Below are 24,808 nucleotides of genomic sequence, written 5' to 3'. Positions count from 1 at the left end.
AACATTTGGTTTTCCCATACGATCCCGTACACGTGCTACGCCGGTTGGTTCAACTGCGAGGAGTGTGTTGAGTGCCGGAGGAGTACCCGCTTGAACTGGATCAAGTATCGACCCCCCAGGACTTCGGCGCGGCCCTGACCAGGTTAAGACATTGGGCCGGTCTTTCCATTCGAGAACTCGCGAAAGAGTCCGGGGTCGCGTCCGGCACCTTGGGCAGCTATTCGTCGGGTCGTCACCTGCCTCGCGATGCGAATGTTCTGCGCGATGTTCTGCGTGCGTGTGGTGTCGAAGATCCTCTGCCGGTCAGGCAATGGGTCGACTGCCTGCTGCGCGTACGGGCCCCACTCGGAAAACCGTCGCGGTCGGGAACACCTCCTTATCGCGGCCTCGACGCGTTCGAGCTCGAGGACCGGGAATGGTTCTTCGGCAGAACCGCGCTCACTGACCGGTTGGTGATGACCACGACCGATCCGGACACGACAGGGCCGGTTGTGGTGGTCGGGCCGTCGGGCTCCGGCAAGTCCTCGCTGATGCGGGCCGGCGTTGCCGGACGGCTCGCGAACTCCGAGCCTGGTTGGCAACTTGCTTTGCTGAAGCCTGGGCCTGATCCGATGGCGGCGCTGGCGGAGCAGGTCGCGTTGCTGAGCGATGAGACCGACCCGCTGACAGAGCGGAGTGATCTTCCTCTGCTCATCGCCGCGGTGCTGGAGCAACGACAAGCCTCTGTGCTCGTACTCGTCGACCAACTGGAGGAACTGTTCACGCACGACATCGACGCGGCCGGGCGAAGCGAGTTCGTGGCAGCCTTGCACTCGATCTCCGCGATCACGTCCGGCAGTCACCGCGTACAGGTGCTGGCGTCGCTGCGGTCGGACTTCTACGACGCCGCGTTGCAGCTTCCGCAACTGCGGGAGTCGTTGCAGGCGCGTCAAGTGCTCGTCGGCGCAATGACTCAGGGCGAGCTGCAGACGGCCATCACGGGACCTGCCGCCAAGGCGGGAGTGACAATCGATGGCGGGCTGGTCCACCTGATCCTGCGCGACCTCGCGCCGTCACACGGCATGTCCGGGCACGGCGCTGGCGCTTTACCGATGCTGTCCTACGCCCTCCTGGCGACCTGGAAGCGCAGCAGCTCCAAGAGGATGACGGTTCAGAACTACGTCGACGCCGGAGGCATCAACGGCGCAATCGCCCACTCAGCCGAAGCCGTCTTCTCCGAACTGATGCACTACGAGCAGGGAATCGCCCGGCAGCAGTTCGTGCGTCTGGTGCACGTGAGCTATGACGCTCCGGACACACGACGACGAGTGCGGCTGAGCGAGTTGGTGGGTGGAGAAGATGAGTCGTTGCACGGGCGTAGAAAGGCCGTCCTACGACGATATGTCGATGCTCGCCTCGTCACGGCGGACTTCGACTTCGTGGAGATCAGTCACGAGGCACTGTTGTCGGCATGGCCGCGACTCCGGAAGTGGATCGACGAGGACCGTGCGGGCCATCGTATTCGTGCTTCTCTGACCACCGATACGACCCGCTGGCATGACGCCGATGAGGACCCCGGAATGCTCTACCGGGGCCAACGACTCGCCACCGCTCTGGAGTGGCGGGACTCGGCCGGTGCCGAACATCGACTGAGTGGGCTGGAACTGCGTTTTCTCGAACACTGCACGGCGGCGGCTGACGCAGAGCGTTTCCGGGAACGGCGAAACAACAGGGTGTTGCGGGTCCTCGTCTCGGTGCTGACCGTGCTGGCACTGGTTGCCGCCGGTGCCGCCACGTGGTCGTTTGTCGAAAGGGCACGCGCGAACCATGCTCGTGAACTGGCTGTGTCACGCCAGATCGCCGGCACTGCGGACAGGTTGCGGGAGACCGACCCGGCGCTCGCCGCACAACTCGCGGTGGCAGCCCTGCGCGTCGCACCGACGGTGGAGGCCAGGTCGGCACTGGTCACCGCAACCACCATCCCGATCGGTACGAGGCTGCCCCGCCCGAGCGGCGGCAAGCAGTCGATGGCGGTGAGTCCGGACGGAACGCTGCTCGCTGCGGCCGGGGCGACGAACATCGACGCGGACCTGCTCCTGTGGGACCTCGGGACCGCAGGCACGAACCGCGCAGCGCCGAACCCGCTGAAAGGACACAGCAGCGGGATCTACGCCGTCACCTTCTCGCCGGACGGGCAGCTCGTGGCGACAGCGTCCGACGACCGCACTGTGCGTTTGTGGGACGTGCGCGACCGGCAGCGACCCGTGCAACTCGGCGTACCACTTGTGGGCCCCTCGGACCGACTTCTCTCGGTCGAGTTCTCTCCCGACGGCCGCATGCTCGCCGCGGGAACGCGCAATGCCGAGCTGTGGATGTGGGACGTGACGGACCGTGAACAGGTGAGTCGACTGGCCGGGCCTGTGCGTGTCGGAGGTGAGGCACTGCAGTCCGTGGCGTTCCACCCGACCTCGCCGCTGCTCGCGGTTGCCGACGCCAAAAGAGCCGTGCACCTGTGGCGGGTCGAGGGGGGCCTGCTCGGCGACCGCCTGCCTTCGATCCCTTTACCCACCAAGGTGAACGTAGTCGCCTTCCGTCCGAGCACAGGCGAGCTGGTCGCGGGTGGCAACGACGCGATACTGCGGTTCTGGGACGTGTCGGCCCCGGAGAGCCCCCGTCCAGCGGCCGAACCACTGGCCGTGGCCGCTGGGTGGATCAACGCGGTGGCTTTTGACGGGGACGTCGTGGCAGTCGCGAGTGCAGATCACAAGGTGCACGCGTGGGATCTCGCGACGCGAACCGAGTTGGTCGTCCTGCCTCACCCCGAACCGATGACGGGGGTGGCGTTGCGCGGCAAGCACACGCTCATCACCAGCGGCGCGGACGGTGTGGCACGGGTCTGGCCCTTTCCGTCCCCTTCGATTCCCGGTTCGGGCAGGAAGACGACTGGTGTCACCTTCGACGGCAAGGGGAGGATGATCGCCGACGCGGGTGTCGACGTGAGGTTCTGGGACCTCGGAGCAGGGAGGACCCCGTCTCGGCTTGCAGGTCCGCTTCCACTTCCACCTGGCGTCACCGCGATGGCGGGGCTGGCCGAGATCGACGATGACAGCACCTTGTTCGCGTCGAGCGCCCGCGACACCTTCGACGTCTGGCTCTGGGACATCCGCGATCCAGCGAAGCCTCGCTTGCAGCCTCAGCCGTTGAGGGCCCACACCGCGTTGGTGGAGGCGGTCGTCTTCAGCCCCACCCGCCGACTGCTGGCAACCGGTGGCGACGACGGCAGGATCGCGCTGTGGGACGTAGCGGACCCCTCGAACCCACGCCGTCATGCCCTGCTCGAGCCCAATGCACGGAACGTCTTCACCATCGTGTTCAGTCCCGATGGCGGCACGATTGCCGCAGCGACCCAGTCTGGCCGCTTGCTGAGGTGGGATGTCAGCAACCCTGACGCACCTCGTGAGCTGGAACCCGTGGTCGTGTCGTCGGACTACCTCTACTCAGTCGACTACACCTCCGATTCGTCGTTGATGGCCGCTGGCACGGCCACGGGGGCCGTCCAGCTCTACTCGGTGGACGGACAGCAACGGATGGCCAAGCTTGGTGAGCCGATCACCGGCCCGGACGGCTACGTGCACAGCGTCGCTTTCAGCCCGGACAACAGGACGCTCGCCGCTGGCACGAGCACCGGCCAGGTGTGGTTGTGGGACATCACAGACCGCACCGCGCCGACGGTGACCGCACTGGTGCAGGGAGCCACGGAGGGCACGTGGAAGGTGACCTTCAGCCCTGACGGCCGGTCGCTCGCCACGGTGCTGGGCAATGTGACCGCTGTGCTCGATCCGGACCCCGACCGAGTGGTGCGGACCATCTGCGAATCGGCCGGTCTGCTGATCACGCGCGAGGAATGGCGCAAGCACGTCCCCGGCGAGGAGTACCGGGCCATTTGCTGATGCGTGTGGGGTTGTGTGGTTATTCGCCACTCGGTCCCGCACGCCCGCTGCTCCCAGTTCACTGTGCTCAGCACACGATCGGCAGTTGAGGAGAACTTGGTGTTCGAATGTGTGAAAGTCGAGGTGGAGACATTGCGCATCGGTGTGTCCGCAGCTCGCGAGGTGAGCGAGACGATCGTCAAAGCAGGCGAGCTGACCGATTTTGGTGATGCCGCCATGCGCGCGCTGGAGGGCTCGACCACGGCCAGGTACGCGGCGGGCTTCGAAGACCTCGTGCACGAACAGCTCACCCAGTGCTCCAAAGACTTCGCCGAGTATCAGGAGAAGTTGTCTGCCACCGCCGACGAGTACGAGCGCGTGGACCAGGACCAGGCCGATGCGCTGCGGCGCGCGGGGAGTGGCAAATGATCACCTTCGCGAAGGTACGAGAGTGGGACGCCAGTGCGCTGGACGAGATGCTAACCCGACTGGACCGGAGCGCCGGCCAGATCATGGCGAAGGCTGACGACTTCCGCCGCGCGCAACCGTTCGACTCCTGGGAGGCCAGGAGTGCGGAACCGGCGGCCGCGAAAGCACGTGAGCTGGTGCGGAGACTCGAAGACGCCGAGGAGGCGATGGTCGAGATCCGCAGGTCGCTGGCGGAAGCGAAGTGCCGCGTTCTGAAACTGCATTGCCAGGTCCGCAACGTGGAGAGCCTGGCCGCCTCGAAGGGACTTCGCATCCTGGACGACGGCAAACCGGTGCCGAAGGGGGATCTTTCGGGCTTCATCGACCTCATCAAGGGAGGGACGTTCTTCGCCTACTGGGAGGTAGAAGGGGAGGTGAACAAGATTCTGGAGGAAGCACTGGACATCGACGCTGATACGAGCAGGCAGTTCGGCCGTGCGGCGGCGGCACTCCGCGGCAACACGTTCGACGAAACGCTGCTCCGCGACTTCCGCGTCTCCGAGGACACCAGGACGCCTGGGTGGCAAGGCGTGCTATGGAATCTCTTGCCAGTGTCCGATCTGAACCATGCCGAGTCGGAACTCTTCTTCGATCTCACCCGCGCGGAGAGGGTCGTTGTCGGGTGGGTCAAGTTCCACTCTGAGCAGGTCGCGATTGACCGGTTCGCCGACGAGGGCGGTGACGGCGAGTACTACGATTACTACGAGGGCGGTGCCGTCCCGGACGACAGGACTGACGCGTTCCGGCACGCTTTCGCGAGTGCGATGTTGACGCAGTACATCGGTCCCGAGTTCGCCGAGAAGTTCACCACGGCGCACGAGCAGAGCGGCGGCAACTCAGCGACCGCGCACGCGATGGACCTGCACAACAACGCGGTGGGGAGGGCGATTGCGGAAAGCGCGCCGACTGCGACGGCCGATCAGCTCGCCAACCTCGTGTCCGAAGCCGTGTGGCGGGGCGACCTCTCGGTCGTCTCGGAGGCCGGTGACCTGGTCCGGTCAGACCATTCGATCTCGAGGCCGGACGCACCTGGAGTGGAACGCCCTCACCAGGTGTGGTGAGCTCAGCCGAGGAGGTCCTTCATCAAGAGGTCGAAGTCGAGGACCTCGCGCCCGGCCGGCACCGCCGCGTAGGTCGAGTCGAGGAACCGCTGCAGCACGGTCGCCGACAGGTGGAACACCGCGTGCGAGTCCTCGGTCAGCAGCTCCAGCACGAGCACGTCGCCGTCGCCCGGCCGCAGCCGCACGTCGCCGAGCCCGGTGGGGGCCAGCAGACCGTCCGCCAGCAGCTCGCGGCCGACGAGCCAGACCGACTCCTGGTCGCGCGCCTGGAACCGCAGGGTGACGGCGTGCGGATCGTCTGATCGGTACTGGAGGTCGACGTTCATGGGCTCGACCGTGCCGTCCGGCCGGATGAACTCAACGACGGTGGCAGTGCCGAGCCTGGTCTCGTTGAACATCGCCGTTCCTCCTCCGCGGTGAGGGTGCTTCCCTCTACACGGCTCCTGGTTCGGAACGGTTCAACGCTTCCCGGGAGAACCTTTTGGGTACCTGGAAGCGCATGACCGTTTACGGCATCCATGCGTCACATGAGCAGATCCATCCGTCCGGTCTGTTGGCCGCCGTGCGCAGGGCCGAGGAGGCCGGGTTCAGCGCCGCGATGAGCTCCGACCACTTCTCACCCTGGAGCGAGCGCCAGGGCCAGTCGGGGTTCGCCTGGTCCTGGCTCGGCGCGGCGCTTCAGGCCACCGAACTGCCGTTCGGCGTGGTCACGGCGCCGGGCCAGCGCTACCACCCGGCGATCACGGCCCAGGCGATCGGCACGCTGGCCTCGATGTACCCCGGCCGGTTCTGGGCCGCGCTCGGCACCGGCGAGGCCAGCAACGAGCACATCACCGGCGACGGCTGGCCGCGCAAGGACGTCCGCACGGCGAGGTTGCGCGAGTGCGTCGACGTGATCCGCGCGCTCCTCAGTGGTGAGGAGGTCAGCCACGACGGCCTCGTCACGGTCGACCGCGCGAAGCTGTGGACGTTGCCGGACGAGGTGCCGCTGCTGATCGGCGCCGCGGTGAGCCCGGCGACCGCGCGGTGGTGTGCCGAGTGGGCCGACGGGCTGATCACCGTCAACGCGCCGCCCGAGCGGTTGCGCGAGGTCGCGGGCGCCTACCGGGACGCGGGCGGCAAGGGCAAGCTGCACCTGCAGATGCACCTGAGCTGGGCCGAGGACGAGGACACGGCCATCGGGATCGCGCACGAGCAGTGGCGCAGCAACGTGTTCCCGCCGCCCGTGTGCTGGGACCTCGAGATGGCCGAGCACTTCGACGTCGTCTCCGAGCACGTCGCACCGGCGGAGGTCGCCAAGGTCGTCGACGTGTCCACCGACCTCAAGTGGTACGCCGAACGGCTGCACGAGTACGCGTCGCTGGGCTTCGAGGAGATCTACCTCCACCACGTCGGCCAGGACCTGAACGCGTTCATCGACGCGTTCGGCGAGCACGTCCTGCCGGAGGTGACCGCGTGATCCGCACGTCCGACGTCTGGTGGAAGAACGCCGTCCTCTACTGCCTGGACGTGGAGACGTTCTCCGAGGAGGGCTTCCGCGGCGCCACAGAACGCCTCGACCACCTCCACGCGTTAGGCGTCACGTGTGTGTGGCTGATGCCGTTCTACCCGACCGCGGAACGCGACGACGGCTACGACATCACCGACTTCTACTCCGTCGACCCGCGTCTGGGATCGGCGGGAGACTTCGTCGAGTTCGTGCGCGCCGCACGAGACCGTGGCATGCGTGTGATCGCCGACCTCGTCGTCAACCACACCTCGGACCAGCACCCGTGGTTCCACGACCCGGAGAAGCGCGACTGGTACGTCTGGGCGGACGAGCCCCAGGAGGACGGACCGCAGGGCATCACGTTCCCGGACAAGGAGAACAGCCTCTGGGAGTACTCGGAGGAGGTCGGCAAGTACTACCTGCACCGCTTCTACAAGCACCAGCCCGACCTCAACGTCACCAACCCCGAGGTGCGCGACGAGATCGCCCGCATCATGGGTTTCTGGATGGAACTGGGCCTGAGCGGCTTCCGCGTGGACGCCGTGCCGTTCCTGCTCGAGCGCAACGACCCGATGGACGCTGCTTCGCTGCCCGACCCGCACGACTACCTCACCGACCTGCGCGCGTTCCTCAACCGCCGCGACGGTGAGGCCGTGCTGCTGGGCGAGGTGAACCTGCCGTACAAGGACACGATGGCCTTCTACGGCCAGGGCGTCGGTGACGAGCTGACCATGTGCTTCGACTTCGTCGGCATGCAGGCCATGTACCTGGCGTTGGCCAGGAAGTCGAGCGGCCCGCTGGCCAAGGCCCTGCAGGAACGCCCGGAGCCGCCGCGCGACGGCCACTGGGCCACGTTCGTCCGCAACCACGACGAGCTGACCCTGGACAAGCTGCCGACCGACGAACGGCAGGAGGTCTTCGACGCCTTTGGGCCCGACCCGGACATGCAGCTCTACGGACGCGGCCTGCGCCGGCGGCTGCCGGGCATGCTCGACGGCGACCAGCGCCGGATCCGCATGGTCTACAGCCTGCTGTTCAGCCTGCCGGGCACACCGGTGCTGTTCTACGGCGAGGAGATCGGCCTGGAGGAGGACCTGTCGCTGGAGGGCAGGCTCGCGGTCCGCGTGCCGATGGACTGGGACGCGGCGGGGGAGCAACGCCACGACCCCGATTCGTTGCTGACGTGGATGCGGCGGCTGGTCGAGTGCTACCGGGAGTGCCCGGAACTGGCCTGGGGCAGCGTCCAGGTGCTCGACGTCGGCGACCCGACAGTCTTCGCCCACCGCGCCGACTGCGACGGTCGCTCGGTGATCGTCGTGCACAACTTCACGGACAAGGAGGTCACGGTGCGGGTCCCCGCCGAAGGGGTGCTCACGGACGTGATGACGGGTCGTGACCTGAAGCCGGCGAAGATCGGCGCCAAGGTGGACCTCGCGCCCTACGACTGCCGGTGGTACCGCCTGAACGCACAGTGATACTTGCGCAGTCTTTACGCTTCACGTGAAGATATCTTCGAGACAGCGTCGTCGACCGAAGGATTTTCGCGTGAGCGCGTACGGACTGCACCGCGTCATCGAGCCCGCCGGCGTCCTGCCGCAGCAGGCCTGGCGGCTCGACGCGGACCCCGTGCCCGCCGCCGACGAGGTGGTCGTCGCGGTCGAGCGGCTCAACCTCGACGCGGCCTCGTTCCGGCAGCTCAGGGAGCAACACGGCAGCGGCGCGGCGGTCCGGCAGGCCGTGCTGGACATCGTCGCCGAGCGCGGCAAGATGCAGAACCCGGTCACCGGCTCAGGCGGCATGCTGCTCGGCACCGTGCTCGAGGTCGGGCCGGAGTCGCCGCTCGGGCTCAAGGCCGGCGACCGGATCGCGACGCTGGTCAGCCTCACGCTCACGCCGTTGAAGATCAACGACGGCCTGCAGGACTGGGACGGCGAGGACGAGCAGGTGCCGTGCCGGGGGACCGCGGTGCTGTTCGGGCGGTCCATCGCGGCCGTGCTGCCGGACGACATGCCGAACGAGCTGGCACTGTCCGTGCTCGACGTGTGTGGCGCACCGGCGCTGACCGACCGTGTGGTGCGCAAGCATCCTGGTGGGTCCGTGCTGGTGCTCGGCGGTGGCGGCAAGTCCGGGTCGCTCTCTCTCGCGGCTGCGCGTCAGGCCGGTGCGTCGCGCCTCGTCGCGTTGGTGCCGACGGAACGTGAGGCCGCGCAGGTCCGTGAAGCGGGTCTCGCGGACGAGGTCGTGATCGCGGACGCACGCAATCCGGTGGCTGTGGCGGAGGCCGTGGGCAAGCAGGTCGACGTCACGGTCGTGTGCGTGGACGTGCCGGGGTGCGAGCACGGCGCCATCCTCGCGACCGCGGACGGCGGCACGGTGATCTTCTTCTCGATGGCCACCTCGTTCAGCGCGGCCGCCCTCGGTGCGGAGGGCCTCGCGGCGGACGTGGAGATGCTCGTCGGCAACGGCTATGTGCCTGGTCACGCCCAGTTCGCGTTGGACCTGGTCCGGACGCGGGCGGGTGTGCGGGCCCTGTTCGAACAACGGCAGACTGCGTGACGTGAGTACGCAACTTTTGGTCGGCGGCCGCATCTACGCACCGGATGCGACGGCGATGGCCGTCACGGACGGTGTCGTCGTGTGGATCGGACAGGACTCGGTCGGGCACGCGCTGCACCCGGACGCCGAGGTCATCACCCTCGACGGCGCGTTCGTCGCGCCCGCGTTCGTCGACGCGCACGTGCACGCCACGTCTGCGGGCCTGCTCCTGACCGGCCTCGACCTGACGAAGACGTCCTCCGCGGAGGCACTGCTGCAGCAAGTCCGCGACGCCGAAGGGCCTCTCGTGTGGGGTCACGGGTGGGACGAGACGCGCTGGGAGGACAACCGCCCGCCGACGCGCGCCGAGATCGACGAGGCCGCGCGGGGCAAGACGGTCTACCTGTCGCGCATCGACGTGCACTCGGCCCTGGTGTCCTCGGACCTGGTCACCGACGAGGCCCACGCCGCCGACGGCTACTCCGAGGACGGTCCTCTCTCGCGTGCCGCACACCACCACGTGCGCGGCACGGCGAAAGCCGCCATCACGCCCGAACAGCGCGAGGCCGCCCAACTGGCGTTCCTGCGCCACGCCGCGTCGATGGGCATCGCGTCCGTCCACGAGTGCGCCGGCCCGGACATCTCCGGCGAGGACGACCTGCGCGAGCTCCTGGCACGAGACGAAGGCCCGGAGGTCGTCGCCTACTGGGGCGCCCACGAGCTGCCGTCGGTTCCGGTGCGCGGACTCGCCGGCGACCACTTCGTCGACGGCGCGATCGGCTCCCGCACGGCCGCGCTGGCCGAGCCCTACGCCGACGCCGAGACGTCCGGCGCTCTCTACCTGGACGGACGGCAGATCGCCGAGCACCTGGTCAAGTGCACCGAACTGGGGGTGCAGGCGGGGTTCCACGTCATCGGCGACGCGGGCATGGCCGCCGTGGTCGAGGGCTTCGAGATCGCGGAGAAGGCGCTCGGCACCCCCGAACTCGCCTCCGCCCGCCACCGCCTCGAACACGTCGAGATGGTGTCGCAGGCGCAGGCGGAGAAACTGGCCGGGTGGGGCGTCATCGCCTCCGTCCAGCCGCTGTTCGACGCCGAGTGGGGCGGCCCGGCCGGCATGTACGTCCAGCGGCTCGGGGCTGAGCGCGGAGTGGGGCTCAACCCCTTTTCGAGGCTGGCCGCCGCGGGCGTGGTGCTCGCGTTCGGCTCGGACACCCCGGTGACCGCCATCGACCCTTGGGCCGCGGTCAAGGCCGCCGTGCACCACAAGACCGACGGCCACGGCGTCTCGCCGCGTGCCGCCTTCACCGCCCACACCCGTGGCGGCTGGCGTGCGGCGGGCGTGGACGACGGCCTGACCGGCACCCTGCAACCCGGCGCGCCCGCGACGTACGCGGTGTGGGAGACCGGCGACCTGGTCGTCGCCGGCAGTGACGCGCGGGTGCAGCGCTGGTCGACCGACCCGCGTTCGGGCGTGCCCGGACTGCCCGACCTCACCGGCCCGGCACCCGTCTGCGTGCGGACCGTCCTGAACGGCCGGACGATTTACGAGAGGAAGTGACAGATGGCGTTGCTCGGCCTCGACCCCAAGGTGGTCGCCACCGCGCGCACGCTCGCGGCGCGGGCGGCCGAACCGGTGGTGTCCCTCGCGAAGGCGCACACCACCGTCGCCGTCGAGCGCGCCACACTCCGGCTCGCGGGCATCACCGGCGCGGACTCCACGCACCGCGCCGGTGACGTGCCGTGGGTCAACCGCGTGATCGACACGGTCCGCGAGCAGTGCGGTCTGGAGCACGGCGTGGTGCTGCCGGCGTTCCACGCGTTGCGCGAGAACGACATCGGCTCCCTCACCGAACTCGCGGAAGCCACGGCTGCGGGCCAGGTCCAGTTCAAGATCCCGACCGGCAAGGACCTGACCGCCGCGCGCAAGGCGTCCACGTCGGCGGTGTCCAAGGGCCTCAGGACCGTCGACCGCAACCGGGTCCAGCGCGACAAGCTCGTCGCCAAGTGGGGCGACCCCGCGCAACGCCCGTGGATCTACCTCATCGTCGCGACCGGCGACATCGACGAGGACGTGGTCCAGGCCCAGAACGCGGCCCGCGCGGGCGCCGACGTCATCGCGGTGATCCGCTCGACCGGCCAGAGCCTCCTGGACTACGTGCCGGAAGGCGCCACGCACCACGGGTTCGCGGGCACGTACGCCACGCAGGAGAACTTCCGGATCATGCGCGCGGCCCTCGACGACGTGTCGAAGGAGGTCGGCCGGTACGTGCGGCTGACCAACTACGCGTCCGGCCTGTGCATGCCGGAGATCGCCGTGCTGGCAGGACTCCAGCGCCTCGACATGATGCTGAACGACTCGATGTACGGGATCCTCTTCCGCGACATCAACCCGATCCGCACGTTCGTCGACCAGCGCTTCTCGCGGCAGGTCCACGCCCGCGCGGGCATCATCATCAACACCGGCGAGGACAACTACCTCACCACCGCGGACGCCGTCGACGCCGCGCACACGGTCACCGTCAGCCAGCTCCTCAACGAGCACTTCGCGCACGAGGCGGGACTGCCCGACCCCCTGCTGGGCCTCGGCCACGCCTTCGAGATCAACCCGAAGGTGCCCGACTCGTTCCGCCTCGAGCTCGCGCACGCCCTGCTGGCCCGCGAACTGTTCCCGGACGCGCCGCTGAAGTGGATGCCGCCGACCAAGCACATGACCGGCGACGTCTTCGACGGCTACCTGCTGGACGGCTTCTTCAACCTCGCGGGTGTCCTCACCGGACAGTCCATCCTGCTCGTCGGCATGATGACCGAGGCCGTCGTGACGCCGTTCCTGTCGGACCGCGACCTGGCTCTCAAGAACGTCCGGTACGTGCTGAACGCCGCGGGCAGCCTCGCCGAGGACTTCCGGCCCGCGCCGGACGGTCTCATCGTCAAGCGCGCGCACCAGGTGCTCGGTGAGGCCGTGGACCTGTTGGAGCGCATCGTCGACGACGGTCTGCTCAACGCGATCGCCGACGGCACGTTCGGTCTGATGAAGCGCCCGGCGGACAAGGGCAAGGGCGCGGACGGGGTGGTCGAGAAGGCACCCGAGTACTTCAACCCGGCTTCGGAGATGCTGGAGGCTGCGCAGTGAGCGACACCAAGAGGTACGTGCGGCCGTACGGCGACACCACGGGCGACGGCATGATCCAGACGTCGTTCACGCTGCCGATTCCCTGCGGCCCCAAGGCGGACGGCGCGGCGCTGCAGCTCGCGAACAAGATGGGCATGGACCCCGCGATGGTGGTCCACTCGAACCCCATCGGCGACGACTTCACGTTCTTCGTCGTCTACGGCTCGGTGAAGCACCTCGTGGACCTCGACGAGGTCAAGGTCGTCGAGCGCGAGTACCCGCTGCTGACCCCGGCCGAGGTCAACACGGCGCTCAAGAAGACGTTGCGGCGCAAGCTGGTCGTGGTCGGCGGGTGCATCGGCACGGACGCGCACACCGTCGGCATCGACGCGATCCTGAACATCAAGGGCTTCGCGGGCGAGAAGGGCCTCGAGTACTACCGGGAGCTGAAGGTCGTGAACCTCGGCGCCCAGGTGAGCGTGCCCGAGCTCGTCCGGTCCGCGCGCACCGAGAAGGCCGACGCGGTGCTGATCTCCCAGGTCGTGACGCAGCGGGACGCGCACATCCTGAACACGCAGGAGATGTCGGCGGCCTTCCGCGAGGCGATGGGGGACCGGCGGCCGTTGCTGGTGGCGGGCGGTCCGCGATTCGATCCGCTGATGGCGGGCGAGTTGGGGGTTGATCGGGTTTTCTCCCGGGGTACCACGCCGGGTGAGGTCGCGAGCTACTTGGTGCACGCGATGCAGGCGAAGAAGGGGGTCGCCGCGTGAGCGGGGCTTTGGTCGAAGGTTTTTCCGTGACGCACCGGCGTTACGTGCCGCATTCGCACGCGCACTACGGCGGCAATCTGGTCGACGGGGCCTACGGGCTCGGCATGTTCGGGGACGTCGCGACCGAGTTGCTGATCCACACGGACTCCGACGAGGGGTTGTTCGCGGGGTACAGCTCCGTCGAGTTCGCGGCGCCGATCCAGGCGGGCGACGTCGTGGAGGCCTCCGCGACGCTGGTGCGCATCGGGAAGCGGTCGCGCGAGATCGAGTTCGAGGCGCGGGTCGTGTGCCGTTCGGCGCCCGAACGCGGACCTTCGGCGGCCGACGTACTGGCTGAGCCGATCGTCGTAACGCGCGCCCGCGGCACGGTCGTCGCGCCGAAAGCCGCTGAATAACCCCAGAATTTAGTCCGAACCGGATGGCGTCCTGCTTCGAATCCCCGCCGTGGGAAGGGAGCAGGACAATGCCAAGTAACAACGAACAGCGATTACGCCGGGGTGCGATCGCCGCGGCCGTGGTCGCGGTGGCCGCGGCGATACCGGCGGCGCAGGCCTCCAGCCACCGCGAGGCGCCGCTCATCGCGGCGGACCCGGCGGTCGACAACACCGACGTGTACGCCTTCACCAGTCCCGACAAGCCCGACACCGTCACGCTCGTCGCGAACTGGTTCGGGCTGCAGGAACCCAACGGTGGCCCCAACTACTACCCCTGGGCGACGGACGCGCGGTACGACCTCAACATCGACTCGGACGGCGACGCGGTGCCGGACAAGACGTTCCGGGTCACGTTCAGCACGGACGACCGGCGGGGCAAGGCGAACACCTTCCTCTACAACAACGGTCCGGTCACGTCGATCAACGACGACAACCTGTTGTTCCGCCAGAACTACACCCTGGAGCTCGTCGAACCGGGCAAGACCACCCAGCTCGTGAAGGGCGGCCGCGCGGCGCCGTCGAACACCGGCCCCGCGTCGTTCCCGGACTTCCGCACCATCCGCGACCAGGCCACGACGAAGATCCCCGGTGGCGGCCAGGTCTACGTCGGACCGTCCGAGGACTCGTTCTTCCTCGACCTGCGCGTGTTCGACCTCCTGTACGGCGGGAACCTGAAGGAGGTCAACCAGGACACCCTGATGGGGTACAACGTCAACACCATCGCCATCCAGGTGCCCAAGACGATGCTCGCGCTCAAGGGCGACCCGAAGCGCAACCCGGTGATCGGCGTCTGGAGCGACACCGAGCGCCGCACGCTGAAGCTCGACCCCGGCAAGGCGACCCCGCAGGGCGGCTTCGTGCAGGTGTCGAGGCTCGGCAACCCGCTGGTCAACGAGGTGGTGTCGTCCGCGCCGCTCAAGGACGCGTTCAACGGCCTCGAACCCGTCGGGGACGCGAAGGTGCAGGCGTTGCTGGACCGGGTGAACGACCCGGAACTGGCCCGGCTGATCCAGACGATCTACGGCATCCCCGCGCCGAAGACACCGCGCGCCGATCTCGTGGAGATCTTCCTGACCGGCATCACCACCAAGGCGGGCGGCCCGATCAAGGCCGATCTCAACTCGCAGCTGAACAACGCCGACGTGAACCCGAAGAGGTTCCAGCCCGCGGAGATGTTGCGGCTCAACATGTCCACGCCGGTGACGCGAGACCCGAACCGGCTCGGCGTGCTCGGCGGTGACCTCCAGGGGTTCCCGAACGGGCGCCGGCTCACCGACGACGTCGTCGACATCGAGATCCAGGCCGTGGTCGGAGCGGCGCTGACCGGCAAGCTCGTGCCGGCGCTCGCCAAGGGCGACCGGGTGAACGGCAACGACGTCCGCTTCGGTGACCGCTTCCCGTACGTCGGACTGCCGAGCAACCAGGCCGTCAACTCCCGCTAGCCAAAGGGTGCCTCCCATGTGGAAAACACTTCCGCTGCTGGCTGCCCTCTTATCGGTCGCCGCCTGTGCCTCCCCGCAGGCGGCGACCCCCGCCGCCACGCAGACCTCCTCCTTGCAGCGCAACGCAGAGTCGTTGCAGGCCAAGCTCCGCCGCACTCCGCAGGACGCCGCCGCCTGGGCCCAGCTCGGGGCGACGCACGTCGAGCTCGCCCGCGTCACGTCCGACCCCCAGCACCACCCCCGTGCAGAGAAGGCGCTGATAGAGTCGTTGCGGCTCAAGCCGGAGGGCAACGGTGAGGCGTTCATCGGCCGTGGAGCGCTCTCGAACGCCCGCCACGACTTCTCCGCCGCCCGTGACTGGGCACAGCGCGCGGTCTCGGTGCTGCCGGACTCCGCCGCCGCCCAGGGCGTGCTGGTCGACGCGCTGACGCAGCTCGGCGATGACGCTGGTGCTTCCGTTGCGTTGCAACGCATGCTGGACCTGCGCCCCGGCGTTGCCTCGTTCACCCGCGCCGCCTACCACTTCGAGCTGCACGGCCGTCTGGACGAGGCCCGCGTGGCCCTGGAACGCGCGCTGGAATCCGCTTCTTCGCCGGACGAGGCCGAGTTCTGCCGCCTGCACCTCGACGAGCTGGCCGGCCGGGAGAGGCCGATCGAGACCTACCGCGAGCTGGTGTCGAAGGTGCCGTCTCCCGAGCACCTCGTGAAGTACGGCAAGGCCCTGGACAAGGCGGGCAAGCCCGCCGAGGCTCGGGCGCAGTACGACCTGGCGTTGCAGCAGCTGCGCGCGCTGGGCGGCGACGACCTCACCGCGGCGTTGATCGCGGCTGATCACGGTGATCCCGCCGAGGCGTTGCGATTCGCGGAAAAGGAATGGGCGAAGCGGCAGAGCGTTTTCACGGCCGATGCTCTCGCCTGGGCCCTGCACGTCAACAAGCGTTCGGCCGAGGCGTTGCCGTACTCGGACAGGGCGGTGGCGCTGGGCTGGCGTGATCCCGAGGTCCTGCGGCACCGCGAGGCGATCCTGGGGAGCCTGCGATGAGAGTCCTCGTGCTGGTGCTGTTCGGAATGCTGCTGATGGGCGGGGTGGCGCAGGCGCACCCCCTGAGCAACCTCAGCGTGAACCACTACGACGGTCTGCGGGTGTTCGCGGACCGGATCGAGCTGCGGTCCGTTGTGGACAGCGCGGAGATCCCGACCCTGCAGGACAGGGAGTTCGTCGACGCGCGCAAGCGCTGCGCGGAACGTGCGAAGTCGTTGAACGCGATGGCCGACGAGCAGGAGATCCGGTTCGAGGTGCGCGACGCCGACGTCGTGCGCCCGCCGGGCGAGGCCGGCCTCCCGACGATGCGCCTGACGTGCGAGTACACCGCGCCGCTGCCGTCACGCGGCGAGGTCGAGGTGACGTTCAGCGACTCGTACCTCAAGGACAAGCCCGGCTGGCGCGAGATCACCGTCGTCGGTGTCGACGTCGCGGTGTCCGGCGCGCCCGCCGAGACGGTGAGCGACGAACTGCGCGCCTACCCGGACGACCTGCTGTCGTCGCCGCTGGACGTCCGGGCGGTGCGGTTCCTGGCACAACCAGGTGAGGGGTCCGCCGTGACCGCCGCACCCGGAGTCCTAGGTGAAGCCACGAAGGCGGCCGTCGGACTGGTGGGTGATCTCACCCCGGTGGTCGGTGTCGGTGCGGTCCTGCTGTCTCTGGTGCTGGGCGCGTCCCACGCGGCGCTGCCCGGCCACGGCAAGACCGTGATGGCCGCCTACCTGGCGGGTTCTCGTGGAACCCGCCGCGACGCATTCCTCGTGGGCGCCACGGTCACCATCACCCACACGGCGGGGGTCTTGGTGCTGGGGCTGCTGCTCAGCGCGTCCAGCGCGATCGCGGGCGAGTCGGTGTTGCGCTGGCTCGGCATCGCGAGCGGTCTGCTGGTGGCGGTGATCGGAGGAGTGCTGCTCCGCTCGGCGGTGCGGTCGCGTGGCCGGAAGCGTGCCCGAGAAGGACACGAGTTCGGCCACGGACATGGTCATGGGCACGGTCATGGACACGGCCACGGACATGGCCATGCGCACCGCCGGGCGGGGCTCGTCGGCATGGGGGTGGCGGGCGGACTGGTGCCGTCCCCCTCCGCCCTGGTGGTGCTGCTCGGCGCCATCGCGCTCGGCCGCACCTGGTTCGGCGTGGTGCTGGTGCTCGCCTACGGCCTCGGCATGGCGGCGACGCTGACCGCCGCCGGCCTGCTGCTCGTCTCGCTGCGGGACCGCTTCGGGCCGCGCCTGGCCCGCTTCCGCAGGTTCACGGACTTCACGCCGCTCGGCACCGCGGCGCTGGTGATGGCAGTCGGAATCGGTCTGGCCACGCGTGCGCTGGCCGGTTGATCAAGGAGAAGGATCATGAAAAAGCTCATCGTGCTGGCTGCCCTGGCCCTGGCCGCGTGCAGCACCGGAGGCACCCCCGCCGCCCAGTTCGACGACGAACGGCAGGCCGACGTCTCCTGCATGAAGCACCAGGAGCAGACCCCGGAGGAGGCGTACTTCGACGAGGGCAACTGGGACACCGTCGTCTCGCTGTCGATCCTGCGCTACTACACCTCGAACGGCACAAAGCCCTACTGCGACGGCAAAACCGCGACCGAGGCCGACCAGGGCTGGCGCAGCCTCTACGTGCGGATGGGAGCCGAGAAGAACAATCTGCGCTGAATCGACCGCAACCTCAGCCCCGTTCTCCCGTTGGTCAATACAGAAGTAGCTACATGTCGGGGAGGACGGGAAGCAGTGAAGATCGACCACCAGGGGGAGACGCCTCCGTACGAGCAGGTGCGCGTGCACTACGCGCACGCCATCTCGAACCGAGAACTGCCCGTGGGAGCGAAGCTGCCCACGGTGCGCGCCCTGGCGAAAGACCTGGGTCTGGCGGTGAACACGGTGGCGCGCGCCTACCGCGAGCTGGAGGAGGCCGGCCTCGTCGAGACCAGAGGCCGGGCCGGCACCGTGGTCAGCGCGAACGGTGACAGCAACCGCGAGCGGGTGCGTGCGGCGGCGGCGCAGTACGCGGCCATGTCCGCGGAGCTGGGCCTCTCGACCCAGGAGGCCATGGAGATCGTCCGCGCGGCCCTGCGACCGTAGTCACCCGGTCGGGTGGAATGCGGTTTCCGGAACCGTGGCGTTCCACTCACCCGGGGTCACCGGGCAGCGGGACCCGCCGGCGGATCGGTTCTGCCGGGCTCGTGCCCGTTCGTGCCGCACCGGGTCTCGCTGCCCGCTCCGGTGCCGGGTGTGCCGCTCCGGCCTGCCGCGACCGTCTCCCGGCGGCCGAACGGGCGTGTCAACCCACCGTTCGGCGATCCCTGGTCAACTCCGCGTGGGCGTCGCGCCACACAGCGCGCACAACCCCGTCGACCAGCGCATTCATCACCCGTTCGCGCTCTTCTCACGCGTCCGCGCGGAGCTAGGCTGCCCCGTGGACCGTGAGTAACTGACTCGTCAGTCAATCTAGGAGTGCGCGATGGGGCGGACCGTCCGCGACGGCCTGCGGCTCACGGCCGAACAGCAGCAGCTCGTCGAGTTGGCGAGGGCGTTCGCCGCCGACGAGATCCGCCCGCGGGCGCGTGCCGTCGACGAGGCCGACACCGAGTCGCCGCTCGACGTGTGGGAGAAGGCGTCCGCGCTCGGGCTGACCTCGTTCATGCTCCCCGAGAAGACCGGCGGCGGGGGAGCAGACCTGCTGACCCAGGCGCTGATCCAGCAGGAGCTGTGCCACGGCGACATCGGCATCGGCAACCTGGTCACGTCCAACGGCTTCTTCAGCGCCCCGGTCGAGCAACTCGGCACCCCCGAGCAGCAGGAGCTGTTCCTCGGCCCGCTGACGACCGTGCGGCCGCCGCTCACCGCCGTCGCCGTGACGGAGCCCGGCAGCGGCTCGGACGCGGCGAGCATCCGGACGTCGGCGCGGCGCGAGGGCGACGAGTACGTCCTCAAAGGACAGAAGACTTGGATCTCCAACGCGCCCTACGCGGAGATGTTCGTGATCTTCGCGACCGTGGACCCACGACTGAGGTCGCGCGGTGTCACGGCTTTCGTCGTGCCGCGGGACACGCCCGGTCTCGTGGTGGGGCCGCCGTTCCGGAAGATGGGCCAGCGCGCGATCGTCAACGCCGAGGTGTTCCTCGACGACGTGCGCGTGCCGGTCGGGAGCCGGCTGGGCGGCGAAGGGCAGGGGTTCGCGGGCCTGATGCGGACGTTCGACGCCTCACGAATCCTCATCGGCGCCGCCACGACCGGGCTCGCGCGCGCCGCCCTGGACTTCGCGACCGAGTACGCGGCCGGCCGCGAGCAGTTCGGCGTGCCGATCAACCGGCACCAGGCCGTGGCGTTCCGGCTCGCCGACATGGCCACCCGCGTCGACACCTCGCACCTGCTGACCGTGCGCGCGGCGACGCTGTACGACGAGGGCCACGCCGTGGCGCAGGAGTCGGCGATGGCGAAGCTCGTCGGGTCCGAGAACGCCATGTGGTGCACGCACGCGGCCGTGCAGACGCTGGGCGGCTACGGCTACTCCCGCGACTACCCCGTCGAACGGTGGATGCGCGACGCCAAGCTCGAGGAGATCGAGGAAGGCACCTCGGACATCCAGCGCCTCGTCATCTCCCGCGGCCTGGGTGCGAGATGATCTTCTCCGACCCCGCGTCCGTCGCCGTGGTGGGCGCCAGCGACGACCCGTCCAAGTGGGGCCACTGGCTCGCTCGCGGCGCTCTCACCGGCGACGGCCGCCGTGCCGTGCACCTGGTGAACCACGGCGGCAAAGCCGTTCTGGGCCGCCCCACCGTGCGCTCGCTGTCCGAACTGGACGAAGCCCCCGAACTGGTCGTGCTCGCCGTGCCCGCCGCCCACGTGCCGGCCGTGGTGGACGAGGCACTCGCCGTCGGCGTGCGCGGCTTCGTCGGCATTACCGCCGGGATCGACGAGCGGGTGATCCGCCGGATTCGCGAGGCGGGCGCGCGCCTGCTCGGCCCGAACTGCCTGGGAGTGTTCGACGCGGCGACGTCGTTGCACCTCGCCTGGGGGAAGTTCCAGGCCGGCTCGCTGGGCGTCGTGTCGCAGAGCGGGCAGGTCGGCCTGGAGATCGCCGGACTCGCGGCCTCCTCGGGCATCGGCGTCTCGCGGTTCGTCTCGGTCGGCAACCAGGCGGACGTGACGGCCGCGGAAGCGTTGCTGGACCTCGTCTCCCACGACCTGACCACCGTCGTCGGCGTCTACCTGGAGAGCTTCGGCCCCGGAACCGTCGCGGCCATGTCCGCACTGCGCGCGGCAGGCAAACCCGTGGTGCTCCTGACCGTCGGCTCGTCCGTCGCCGCCCAGGAGGCGGCCCGCACGCACACAGGCGCTCTGACGTCCTCTTTGGACGTCGTGGACGCGGCCTGCCGACGGGTGGGCGCGGTCAGGGTGCCGACACCCGCCGCGCTGGTCGACCTCGCGGCGGTGCTGAACTCCGGCGTGCCGCGCGGGGCCAGGGTCGGGGTCGTCTCCGACTCGGGCGGCCAGGGCGCGATCGCCGTGGACCTGGCGGTGGCGGCCGGGCTGACGGTACCAAGACTGTCCTCAGTGGACGGTCTTCCCGCAGGTGCCTCGAAGCGCAACCCGATCGACCTCGCCGGCGCGGGGGAACAGGACCTGGCGAACTACGCCCGCGCGGTCGAGGTCCTCGCGAACGGTGGCGAGGTCGACACGGTCGTGCTGTCCGGGTACTTCGGCTGCTACGGCGCCGACACGCCCTCGCTGGAGTCCGCGGAAGTCGCTGTCGCCGACCAGATCTGTTCGCTGGCACGAAGATCCGGGGTCACCGTCGTCGTGCACAGCATGCGAGACGACTCCGCCGCGGTACGTTCTCTACGGGCAGGCGGCGTGCCCGTGCACCTCACGATCGAACGCGCGGTGGCCGCGCTGGGACACGCGAGCCGGCTGGCCAAATCCTCACTCGACGTGGTTCCACGAGCGGCGAAGGCCACGCCGTTCCAGCCCGGTTATCTGGCGGCCCGCGAACTCCTCGACTTCGTCGACTTTCCCAAGGCCCACGCCGTCACCACCGCCGCCGAGGTGGAGAAGACAGCGCTGAAGGGCCCGTTCGCCCTCAAGGCGGACTGGCTGGCCCACAAGAGCGAGCACGGCGCCGTGAAGACGAACGTCACCGACCCCGCGGTGGCGTTCGAGGAGATGCGGGAGCGCCTCGGCCCCGGCACGTACGTCCTCGAAGAGATGGACACCCGCGAGCACACCGTGGAGCTGATCATCGGCGCCAGGCGCGACCACTCGTTCGGCCCGGTCGTCCTCGTCGGCGCGGGCGGTGTCCACGCGGAGCTGTTCCGCGACACCGTCGTCGAACTGGCTCCCGTCACCCCCGACGCGGCCCGCGACATGCTGGCACGGCTCGTCTCCGCGCCGCTCCTGTCGGGCTGGCGCGGCGCTCCCGCGGCCGACGTGACGGCGCTGGTCGAGGTGATCGCCCAGGTCTCCGAGACGCTGGCGGCCAGGCCCGACCTCGCCGAGATCGAGCTCAACCCCGTGCGCGTGGGGCCCGACGGGGTGCTGGCCGTCGACGCGCTGGTGATTCCGGGAATGACAAGCGCGCAGTTGGCGTTGTCTGCTACAGTCCGTTCGTAACCGGCGGTGCGCCCCAGAGCGCACGTAAGTTCCGATCCAGCTGCTGGACCATCCGAGATCCGCAGCGAAGACCCCCAGTTTCCCAGACTGGCGGACTCTGATCAGCGCTCTCCTCCGGCACGGCCACGGCCGAAGCCAGGAGTCGACGAGGCGCATCTCAAGCAACCCTCCCGAAAGGACAGACCCGATGCAGATCGGTGTACTCGACATACGCAACCACAAGGCATTTCTCGTTGACGGGACGCAGGTTCCGCAGGCGCTGGTCCGGCAGCACGACCTCCGGCGCGGCGACCAGATCAGCGGTGAGGCCGAGAACGACAGGCTCGTCAGCGTCGACACGGTCAACGGGCGCAAGCCGCACAACAGGCCGAAGTTCGAAGAACTGACCCCGTTGTACCCCAACGAAAGGCTCCGGCTGGAGCACGACCCGGACGAGTTGACGAGCCGGGCGATAGACCTGGTCATGCCGGTCGGCAAGGGGCAGCGGGCGCTCGTCGTGGCGCCGCCCAAGGCCGGTAAGACCATTGTGCTGCAACAGATCGCGCAGGCGATCGCCAAGAACAACCCCGAGGTCCACCTCATGGTCGCGCTCGTCGGCGAACGGCCGGAGGAGGTGACCGACATGCGCACCACCATTCCCGGCGAGATGTTCACCTCCACGTTCGACGAGCACCCCGGTGAGCACATCCGCGTGGCGGAGCTCGCGGTCGAGAGGGCCAAGCGGCTCGTGGAGGACGGGCAGGACGTGGTGATCCTGCTCGACTCGCTGACGCGGCTGGGGCGGGCCTACAACCTCGCGCAGCCCAACGGCGGGCGCATCCTCAGCGGTGGCATCGACGCCAGGGCGTTGACGCCGCCGAAGCAGTTCCTGGGGGCCGCTCGCAACATCGAGGGCGGTGGCAGTCTCACGATCTTCGCCACGGCGCTCGTGGAGACCGGGTCGCTGGCCGACACGGCGATCTTCGAGGAGCTCAAGAGCACGGGCAACGCCGAGTTGAAGCTCGACCGCAAGGCCGCGCAGCGGCGGATCTACCCCGCGATCGACCTGCAGCAGTCCAGCACCCGCAAGGCGGAACTGCTGGTGTCCCAGCAGGAGATGGTCATCACGGACGCGTTGCGCCGGGCCATGGCCGACCGTGAGATCGACGTGGTGGTCGAAGGGTTGCGCAAGACGCGGAGCAACGCCGAGTTCCTGCTCCAGATGTCGAAGTGATTAACTGATCGATGAGCTTTCTCGAGGTCACGTGGACCGACCCGGCGACGGGGGCGCGTGGTCACCTGGTCATCGATCGCCTGGTGCGCGGGGTCAGCAGCGGGGGACTGCGCATGCGCGCGGGCTGCACGCTCGACGAGGTCCGCGGGCTGGCCGAGGGCATGACGGCCAAAGAGGCACTCAACTACGAGCCCGGAGCGCGGTACGTTCCGCTCGGCGGGGCCAAGGGCGGCATCGACTTCGACCCCTACGACCCGCGGGCGAAGGAAGTCCTCACCGCCTACCTGTACGCCATGTCGCCCTACATCGAACGCTTCTGGACGATGGGCGAGGACCTGGGGCTGCGGCAGGCCACCATCGACGAGGCCATCGAGAAGATCGGTCTCCAGTCGTCCATCCAGGCCGTCTATCCGTTGCTGGACAACGAAGAACATGCGAAGAAACGCCTCGCGGAGGCCTTCAGGACCACTGTCGACGGCGTGAGCCTCGACGAGTTGGTCGGCGGCTACGGAGTCGCCGAGGCCGCGCTCGCGGGAATCGAGCACCTGAAGCTGAGCAACCCCACCGCGTTCGTGCAGGGCTTCGGCTCCATGGGCGGTGCCACGGCCCGTTATCTCGCCCGCGCCGGGGTGAAGGTCGTCGGGCTCGCGGACGTCCACGGCGTGGTCGCCAACCCCGACGGACTGGACGTGGAAACCCTTCTGCTGTCACGGGATTCGCACGGCGCCATCGACCGGACGAGGCTGCGCCCGCAAGACCGGCAACTCGACCGCGACACGTGGCTCGACGTCGAGGCGGACGTCCTGGTTCCGGCCGCGACGAGCTACGCCATCCACGCCGGCAACGCCCACGCCGTCAAGGCGAAGCTGGTCGTCGAGGCCGCCAACATGCCCATCTCGGCCGACGCGAGCATCGCCGCGTTGGTCATCCCGGACGTCATCGCCAACTCCGCCACGAACTCCTGGTGGTGGTGGACCCTGTTCGGCGACGTCGAACCGACGGCCGAGTCGGCGTTCGCGAAGATCAGCACGACCATGCGCCGCCTCGTGGCGAAGGTCGTCGACCAACCCTCACCGCGCAAAGCCGCACAAGAACTCGCCGCAGCGGCACTCGAACAGATCGACGAGCGGTTCTAGAATCGCCGTCATGCCAGGCCTGGAGAACACCAGCACGATCGAGGCCCGTCCCGATCAGGTCTGGGCGGTGGTCGCCGACGTTGAACGCTGGCCGGAGCGAATCCCGACGGTCGACTCGGTGCAACGCCTCGACCCCGGACCGCTGGCCGTCGGCTCGCGGACCAGGCTCAAGCAGCCGAAGCTCTCCGAGGCGGTGTGGACGGTCACCGAGCTCACCGAGGGCGTCTCCTACACGTGGGAGTCGAAGGCGCCCGGTGTCACCGTCGTCGCCACGCACGTCGTGGAACCGCACCCGAGCGGCACGAAGCTCACGCTCTCGCTGACCGTCAGGGGACCGCTCGCCGGCCTCGGCTGGCTGCTCACGCGCAAGATGACCGAGCAGTACGTGGCGACCGAGGCCGCCTCGATCAAGAAGGTCGCGGAGGGTTCCTAGGTGCTGTCCTGCACGTTCGTTCGGTGAGAGGCGCGGGCGAGCGACCCGGAGACGGTGCCGCCGCCACGCCCTCATACCGGGCGTATTCGGGCGTTGCGGCGGCACCGTCTCCGGGGCCCTCGGCCGCCACTGTCGCCCAACGAACGTGCAGGA

The 24,808-nt window shown here is 68.9% G+C and carries 21 protein-coding genes; 20 read left to right on the top strand and 1 reads right to left on the bottom strand.

What is annotated here, in order from left to right; genetic code table 11:
- Positions 1-71 precede the first annotated feature (71 nt).
- The 3 genes from IE307_RS09400 to IE307_RS09390 all read left to right on the top strand — a co-directional run bounded on the left by IE307_RS09400 (position 72) and on the right by IE307_RS09390 (position 5,437).
- Positions 72-3,929 (top strand): nSTAND1 domain-containing NTPase, encoded by a 3,858-nt coding sequence (locus tag IE307_RS09400; RefSeq protein WP_191297449.1) that lies wholly within the window; start codon positions 72-74, stop codon positions 3,927-3,929.
- Between the two features lie 99 nt (positions 3,930-4,028).
- The gene (locus IE307_RS09395) at positions 4,029-4,337 is read left to right on the top strand and encodes a type VII secretion target (protein ID WP_191297448.1); all 309 of its coding nucleotides are present in this window, start codon (positions 4,029-4,031) and stop codon (positions 4,335-4,337) included.
- Entirely contained in the window at positions 4,334-5,437 is a 1,104-nt protein-coding gene (locus IE307_RS09390) for a DUF6973 domain-containing protein (protein ID WP_191297447.1), read from the top strand. Before IE307_RS09395 ends, IE307_RS09390 begins: the two co-directional genes overlap by 4 nt.
- A 2-nt stretch (positions 5,438-5,439) precedes the next feature.
- On the opposite strand, the gene IE307_RS09385 is transcribed toward IE307_RS09390, so the two are convergent.
- Positions 5,440-5,835: an SsgA family sporulation/cell division regulator gene (locus IE307_RS09385; RefSeq protein ID WP_191297446.1), complete on the bottom strand. Its 396-nt coding sequence runs from the start codon at positions 5,833-5,835 to the stop codon at positions 5,440-5,442.
- A gap of 101 nt (positions 5,836-5,936) precedes the next feature.
- Between IE307_RS09385 and IE307_RS09380 the strand changes: the two genes are divergently transcribed.
- From IE307_RS09380 to IE307_RS09300, 17 genes are all read left to right on the top strand, one after another.
- Positions 5,937-6,896, top strand: a complete 960-nt coding sequence (locus IE307_RS09380) for a TIGR03885 family FMN-dependent LLM class oxidoreductase (protein WP_191297445.1) — start codon at positions 5,937-5,939, stop codon at positions 6,894-6,896.
- Positions 6,893-8,401: an alpha-amylase family protein gene (locus IE307_RS09375; RefSeq protein ID WP_191297444.1), complete on the top strand. Its 1,509-nt coding sequence runs from the start codon at positions 6,893-6,895 to the stop codon at positions 8,399-8,401. The genes IE307_RS09380 and IE307_RS09375 overlap by 4 nt, the downstream gene beginning before the upstream one ends.
- Before the next feature lie 70 nt (positions 8,402-8,471).
- On the top strand, positions 8,472-9,482 hold the full coding sequence (kdd, locus tag IE307_RS09370) for an L-erythro-3,5-diaminohexanoate dehydrogenase (RefSeq protein WP_191297443.1): 1,011 nt from the start codon (positions 8,472-8,474) through the stop codon (positions 9,480-9,482).
- A complete protein-coding gene (locus IE307_RS09365; RefSeq protein WP_191297628.1) occupies positions 9,475-11,022 on the top strand; it encodes an amidohydrolase in 1,548 nt (515 codons plus the stop codon). Before kdd ends, IE307_RS09365 begins: the two co-directional genes overlap by 8 nt.
- Before the next feature lie 3 nt (positions 11,023-11,025).
- Positions 11,026-12,594 carry a lysine 5,6-aminomutase subunit alpha gene (kamD, locus tag IE307_RS09360; RefSeq protein WP_191297442.1) on the top strand — a complete coding sequence of 523 codons (1,569 nt, stop codon included), beginning with the start codon at positions 11,026-11,028 and terminating at the stop codon, positions 12,592-12,594.
- Entirely contained in the window at positions 12,591-13,343 is a 753-nt protein-coding gene (gene kamE / locus IE307_RS09355) for a lysine 5,6-aminomutase subunit beta (RefSeq protein ID WP_191297441.1), read from the top strand. The genes kamD and kamE overlap by 4 nt, the downstream gene beginning before the upstream one ends.
- 26 nt (positions 13,344-13,369) lie before the next feature.
- On the top strand, positions 13,370-13,738 hold the full coding sequence (gene kal / locus IE307_RS09350) for a 3-aminobutyryl-CoA ammonia lyase (RefSeq protein ID WP_229904551.1): 369 nt from the start codon (positions 13,370-13,372) through the stop codon (positions 13,736-13,738).
- Positions 13,739-13,806: 68 nt separating this feature from the next.
- Positions 13,807-15,219 carry a DUF4331 domain-containing protein gene (locus tag IE307_RS09345; protein WP_191297439.1) on the top strand — a complete coding sequence of 471 codons (1,413 nt, stop codon included), beginning with the start codon at positions 13,807-13,809 and terminating at the stop codon, positions 15,217-15,219.
- A 112-nt stretch (positions 15,220-15,331) separates the two neighbouring features.
- The gene (locus IE307_RS09340; protein ID WP_191297438.1) at positions 15,332-16,261 is read left to right on the top strand and encodes a tetratricopeptide repeat protein; all 930 of its coding nucleotides are present in this window, start codon (positions 15,332-15,334) and stop codon (positions 16,259-16,261) included.
- Entirely contained in the window at positions 16,258-17,595 is a 1,338-nt protein-coding gene (locus IE307_RS09335) for a nickel/cobalt transporter (RefSeq protein ID WP_229904550.1), read from the top strand. Before IE307_RS09340 ends, IE307_RS09335 begins: the two co-directional genes overlap by 4 nt.
- Before the next feature lie 15 nt (positions 17,596-17,610).
- Positions 17,611-17,916 (top strand): hypothetical protein, encoded by a 306-nt coding sequence (locus tag IE307_RS09330; RefSeq protein WP_191297437.1) that lies wholly within the window; start codon positions 17,611-17,613, stop codon positions 17,914-17,916.
- Positions 17,917-17,991: 75 nt separating this feature from the next.
- The gene (locus tag IE307_RS09325) at positions 17,992-18,342 is read left to right on the top strand and encodes a GntR family transcriptional regulator (RefSeq protein WP_191297436.1); all 351 of its coding nucleotides are present in this window, start codon (positions 17,992-17,994) and stop codon (positions 18,340-18,342) included.
- 379 nt (positions 18,343-18,721) lie between these two features.
- Entirely contained in the window at positions 18,722-19,885 is a 1,164-nt protein-coding gene (locus tag IE307_RS09320; protein WP_191297435.1) for an acyl-CoA dehydrogenase family protein, read from the top strand.
- On the top strand, positions 19,882-21,873 hold the full coding sequence (locus IE307_RS09315; protein ID WP_191297434.1) for an acetate--CoA ligase family protein: 1,992 nt from the start codon (positions 19,882-19,884) through the stop codon (positions 21,871-21,873). Before IE307_RS09320 ends, IE307_RS09315 begins: the two co-directional genes overlap by 4 nt.
- Positions 21,874-22,060: 187 nt before the next feature.
- Positions 22,061-23,086, top strand: a complete 1,026-nt coding sequence (gene rho, locus IE307_RS09310) for a transcription termination factor Rho (RefSeq protein ID WP_191297433.1) — start codon at positions 22,061-22,063, stop codon at positions 23,084-23,086.
- An 11-nt stretch (positions 23,087-23,097) separates the two neighbouring features.
- The gene (locus IE307_RS09305) at positions 23,098-24,222 is read left to right on the top strand and encodes a Glu/Leu/Phe/Val dehydrogenase dimerization domain-containing protein (RefSeq protein WP_191297432.1); all 1,125 of its coding nucleotides are present in this window, start codon (positions 23,098-23,100) and stop codon (positions 24,220-24,222) included.
- 10 nt (positions 24,223-24,232) lie between these two features.
- Complete coding sequence (locus IE307_RS09300; protein ID WP_191297431.1) at positions 24,233-24,655, top strand: SRPBCC family protein; 423 nt, start codon at positions 24,233-24,235, stop codon at positions 24,653-24,655.
- The last annotated feature ends 153 nt before the right edge of the window (positions 24,656-24,808 follow it).

Source organism: Lentzea cavernae (genome assembly GCF_014653695.1).
Taxonomy (GTDB): domain Bacteria; phylum Actinomycetota; class Actinomycetes; order Mycobacteriales; family Pseudonocardiaceae; genus Lentzea; species Lentzea cavernae.
This window is presented reverse-complemented; position numbering and strand designations above follow the sequence as displayed.

Excerpts from the sequence above, each read along its gene's own strand:
- IE307_RS09300 (WP_191297431.1), top strand. The coding sequence starts at position 24,233 with ATGCCAGGCCTGGAGAACACCAGCACGATCGAGGCCCGTCCCGATCAG.
- IE307_RS09380 (WP_191297445.1), top strand. The coding sequence starts at position 5,937 with ATGACCGTTTACGGCATCCATGCGTCACATGAGCAGATCCATCCGTCC.
- IE307_RS09385 (WP_191297446.1), bottom strand. The coding sequence starts at position 5,835 with ATGTTCAACGAGACCAGGCTCGGCACTGCCACCGTCGTTGAGTTCATC.
- IE307_RS09390 (WP_191297447.1), top strand. The coding sequence starts at position 4,334 with ATGATCACCTTCGCGAAGGTACGAGAGTGGGACGCCAGTGCGCTGGAC.
- IE307_RS09315 (WP_191297434.1), top strand. The coding sequence starts at position 19,882 with ATGATCTTCTCCGACCCCGCGTCCGTCGCCGTGGTGGGCGCCAGCGAC.
- IE307_RS09320 (WP_191297435.1), top strand. The coding sequence starts at position 18,722 with ATGGGGCGGACCGTCCGCGACGGCCTGCGGCTCACGGCCGAACAGCAG.
- IE307_RS09330 (WP_191297437.1), top strand. The coding sequence starts at position 17,611 with ATGAAAAAGCTCATCGTGCTGGCTGCCCTGGCCCTGGCCGCGTGCAGC.
- kamD (WP_191297442.1), top strand. The coding sequence starts at position 11,026 with ATGGCGTTGCTCGGCCTCGACCCCAAGGTGGTCGCCACCGCGCGCACG.
- rho (WP_191297433.1), top strand. The coding sequence starts at position 22,061 with ATGCAGATCGGTGTACTCGACATACGCAACCACAAGGCATTTCTCGTT.
- IE307_RS09335 (WP_229904550.1), top strand. The coding sequence starts at position 16,258 with ATGAGAGTCCTCGTGCTGGTGCTGTTCGGAATGCTGCTGATGGGCGGG.
- IE307_RS09305 (WP_191297432.1), top strand. The coding sequence starts at position 23,098 with ATGAGCTTTCTCGAGGTCACGTGGACCGACCCGGCGACGGGGGCGCGT.
- IE307_RS09345 (WP_191297439.1), top strand. The coding sequence starts at position 13,807 with ATGCCAAGTAACAACGAACAGCGATTACGCCGGGGTGCGATCGCCGCG.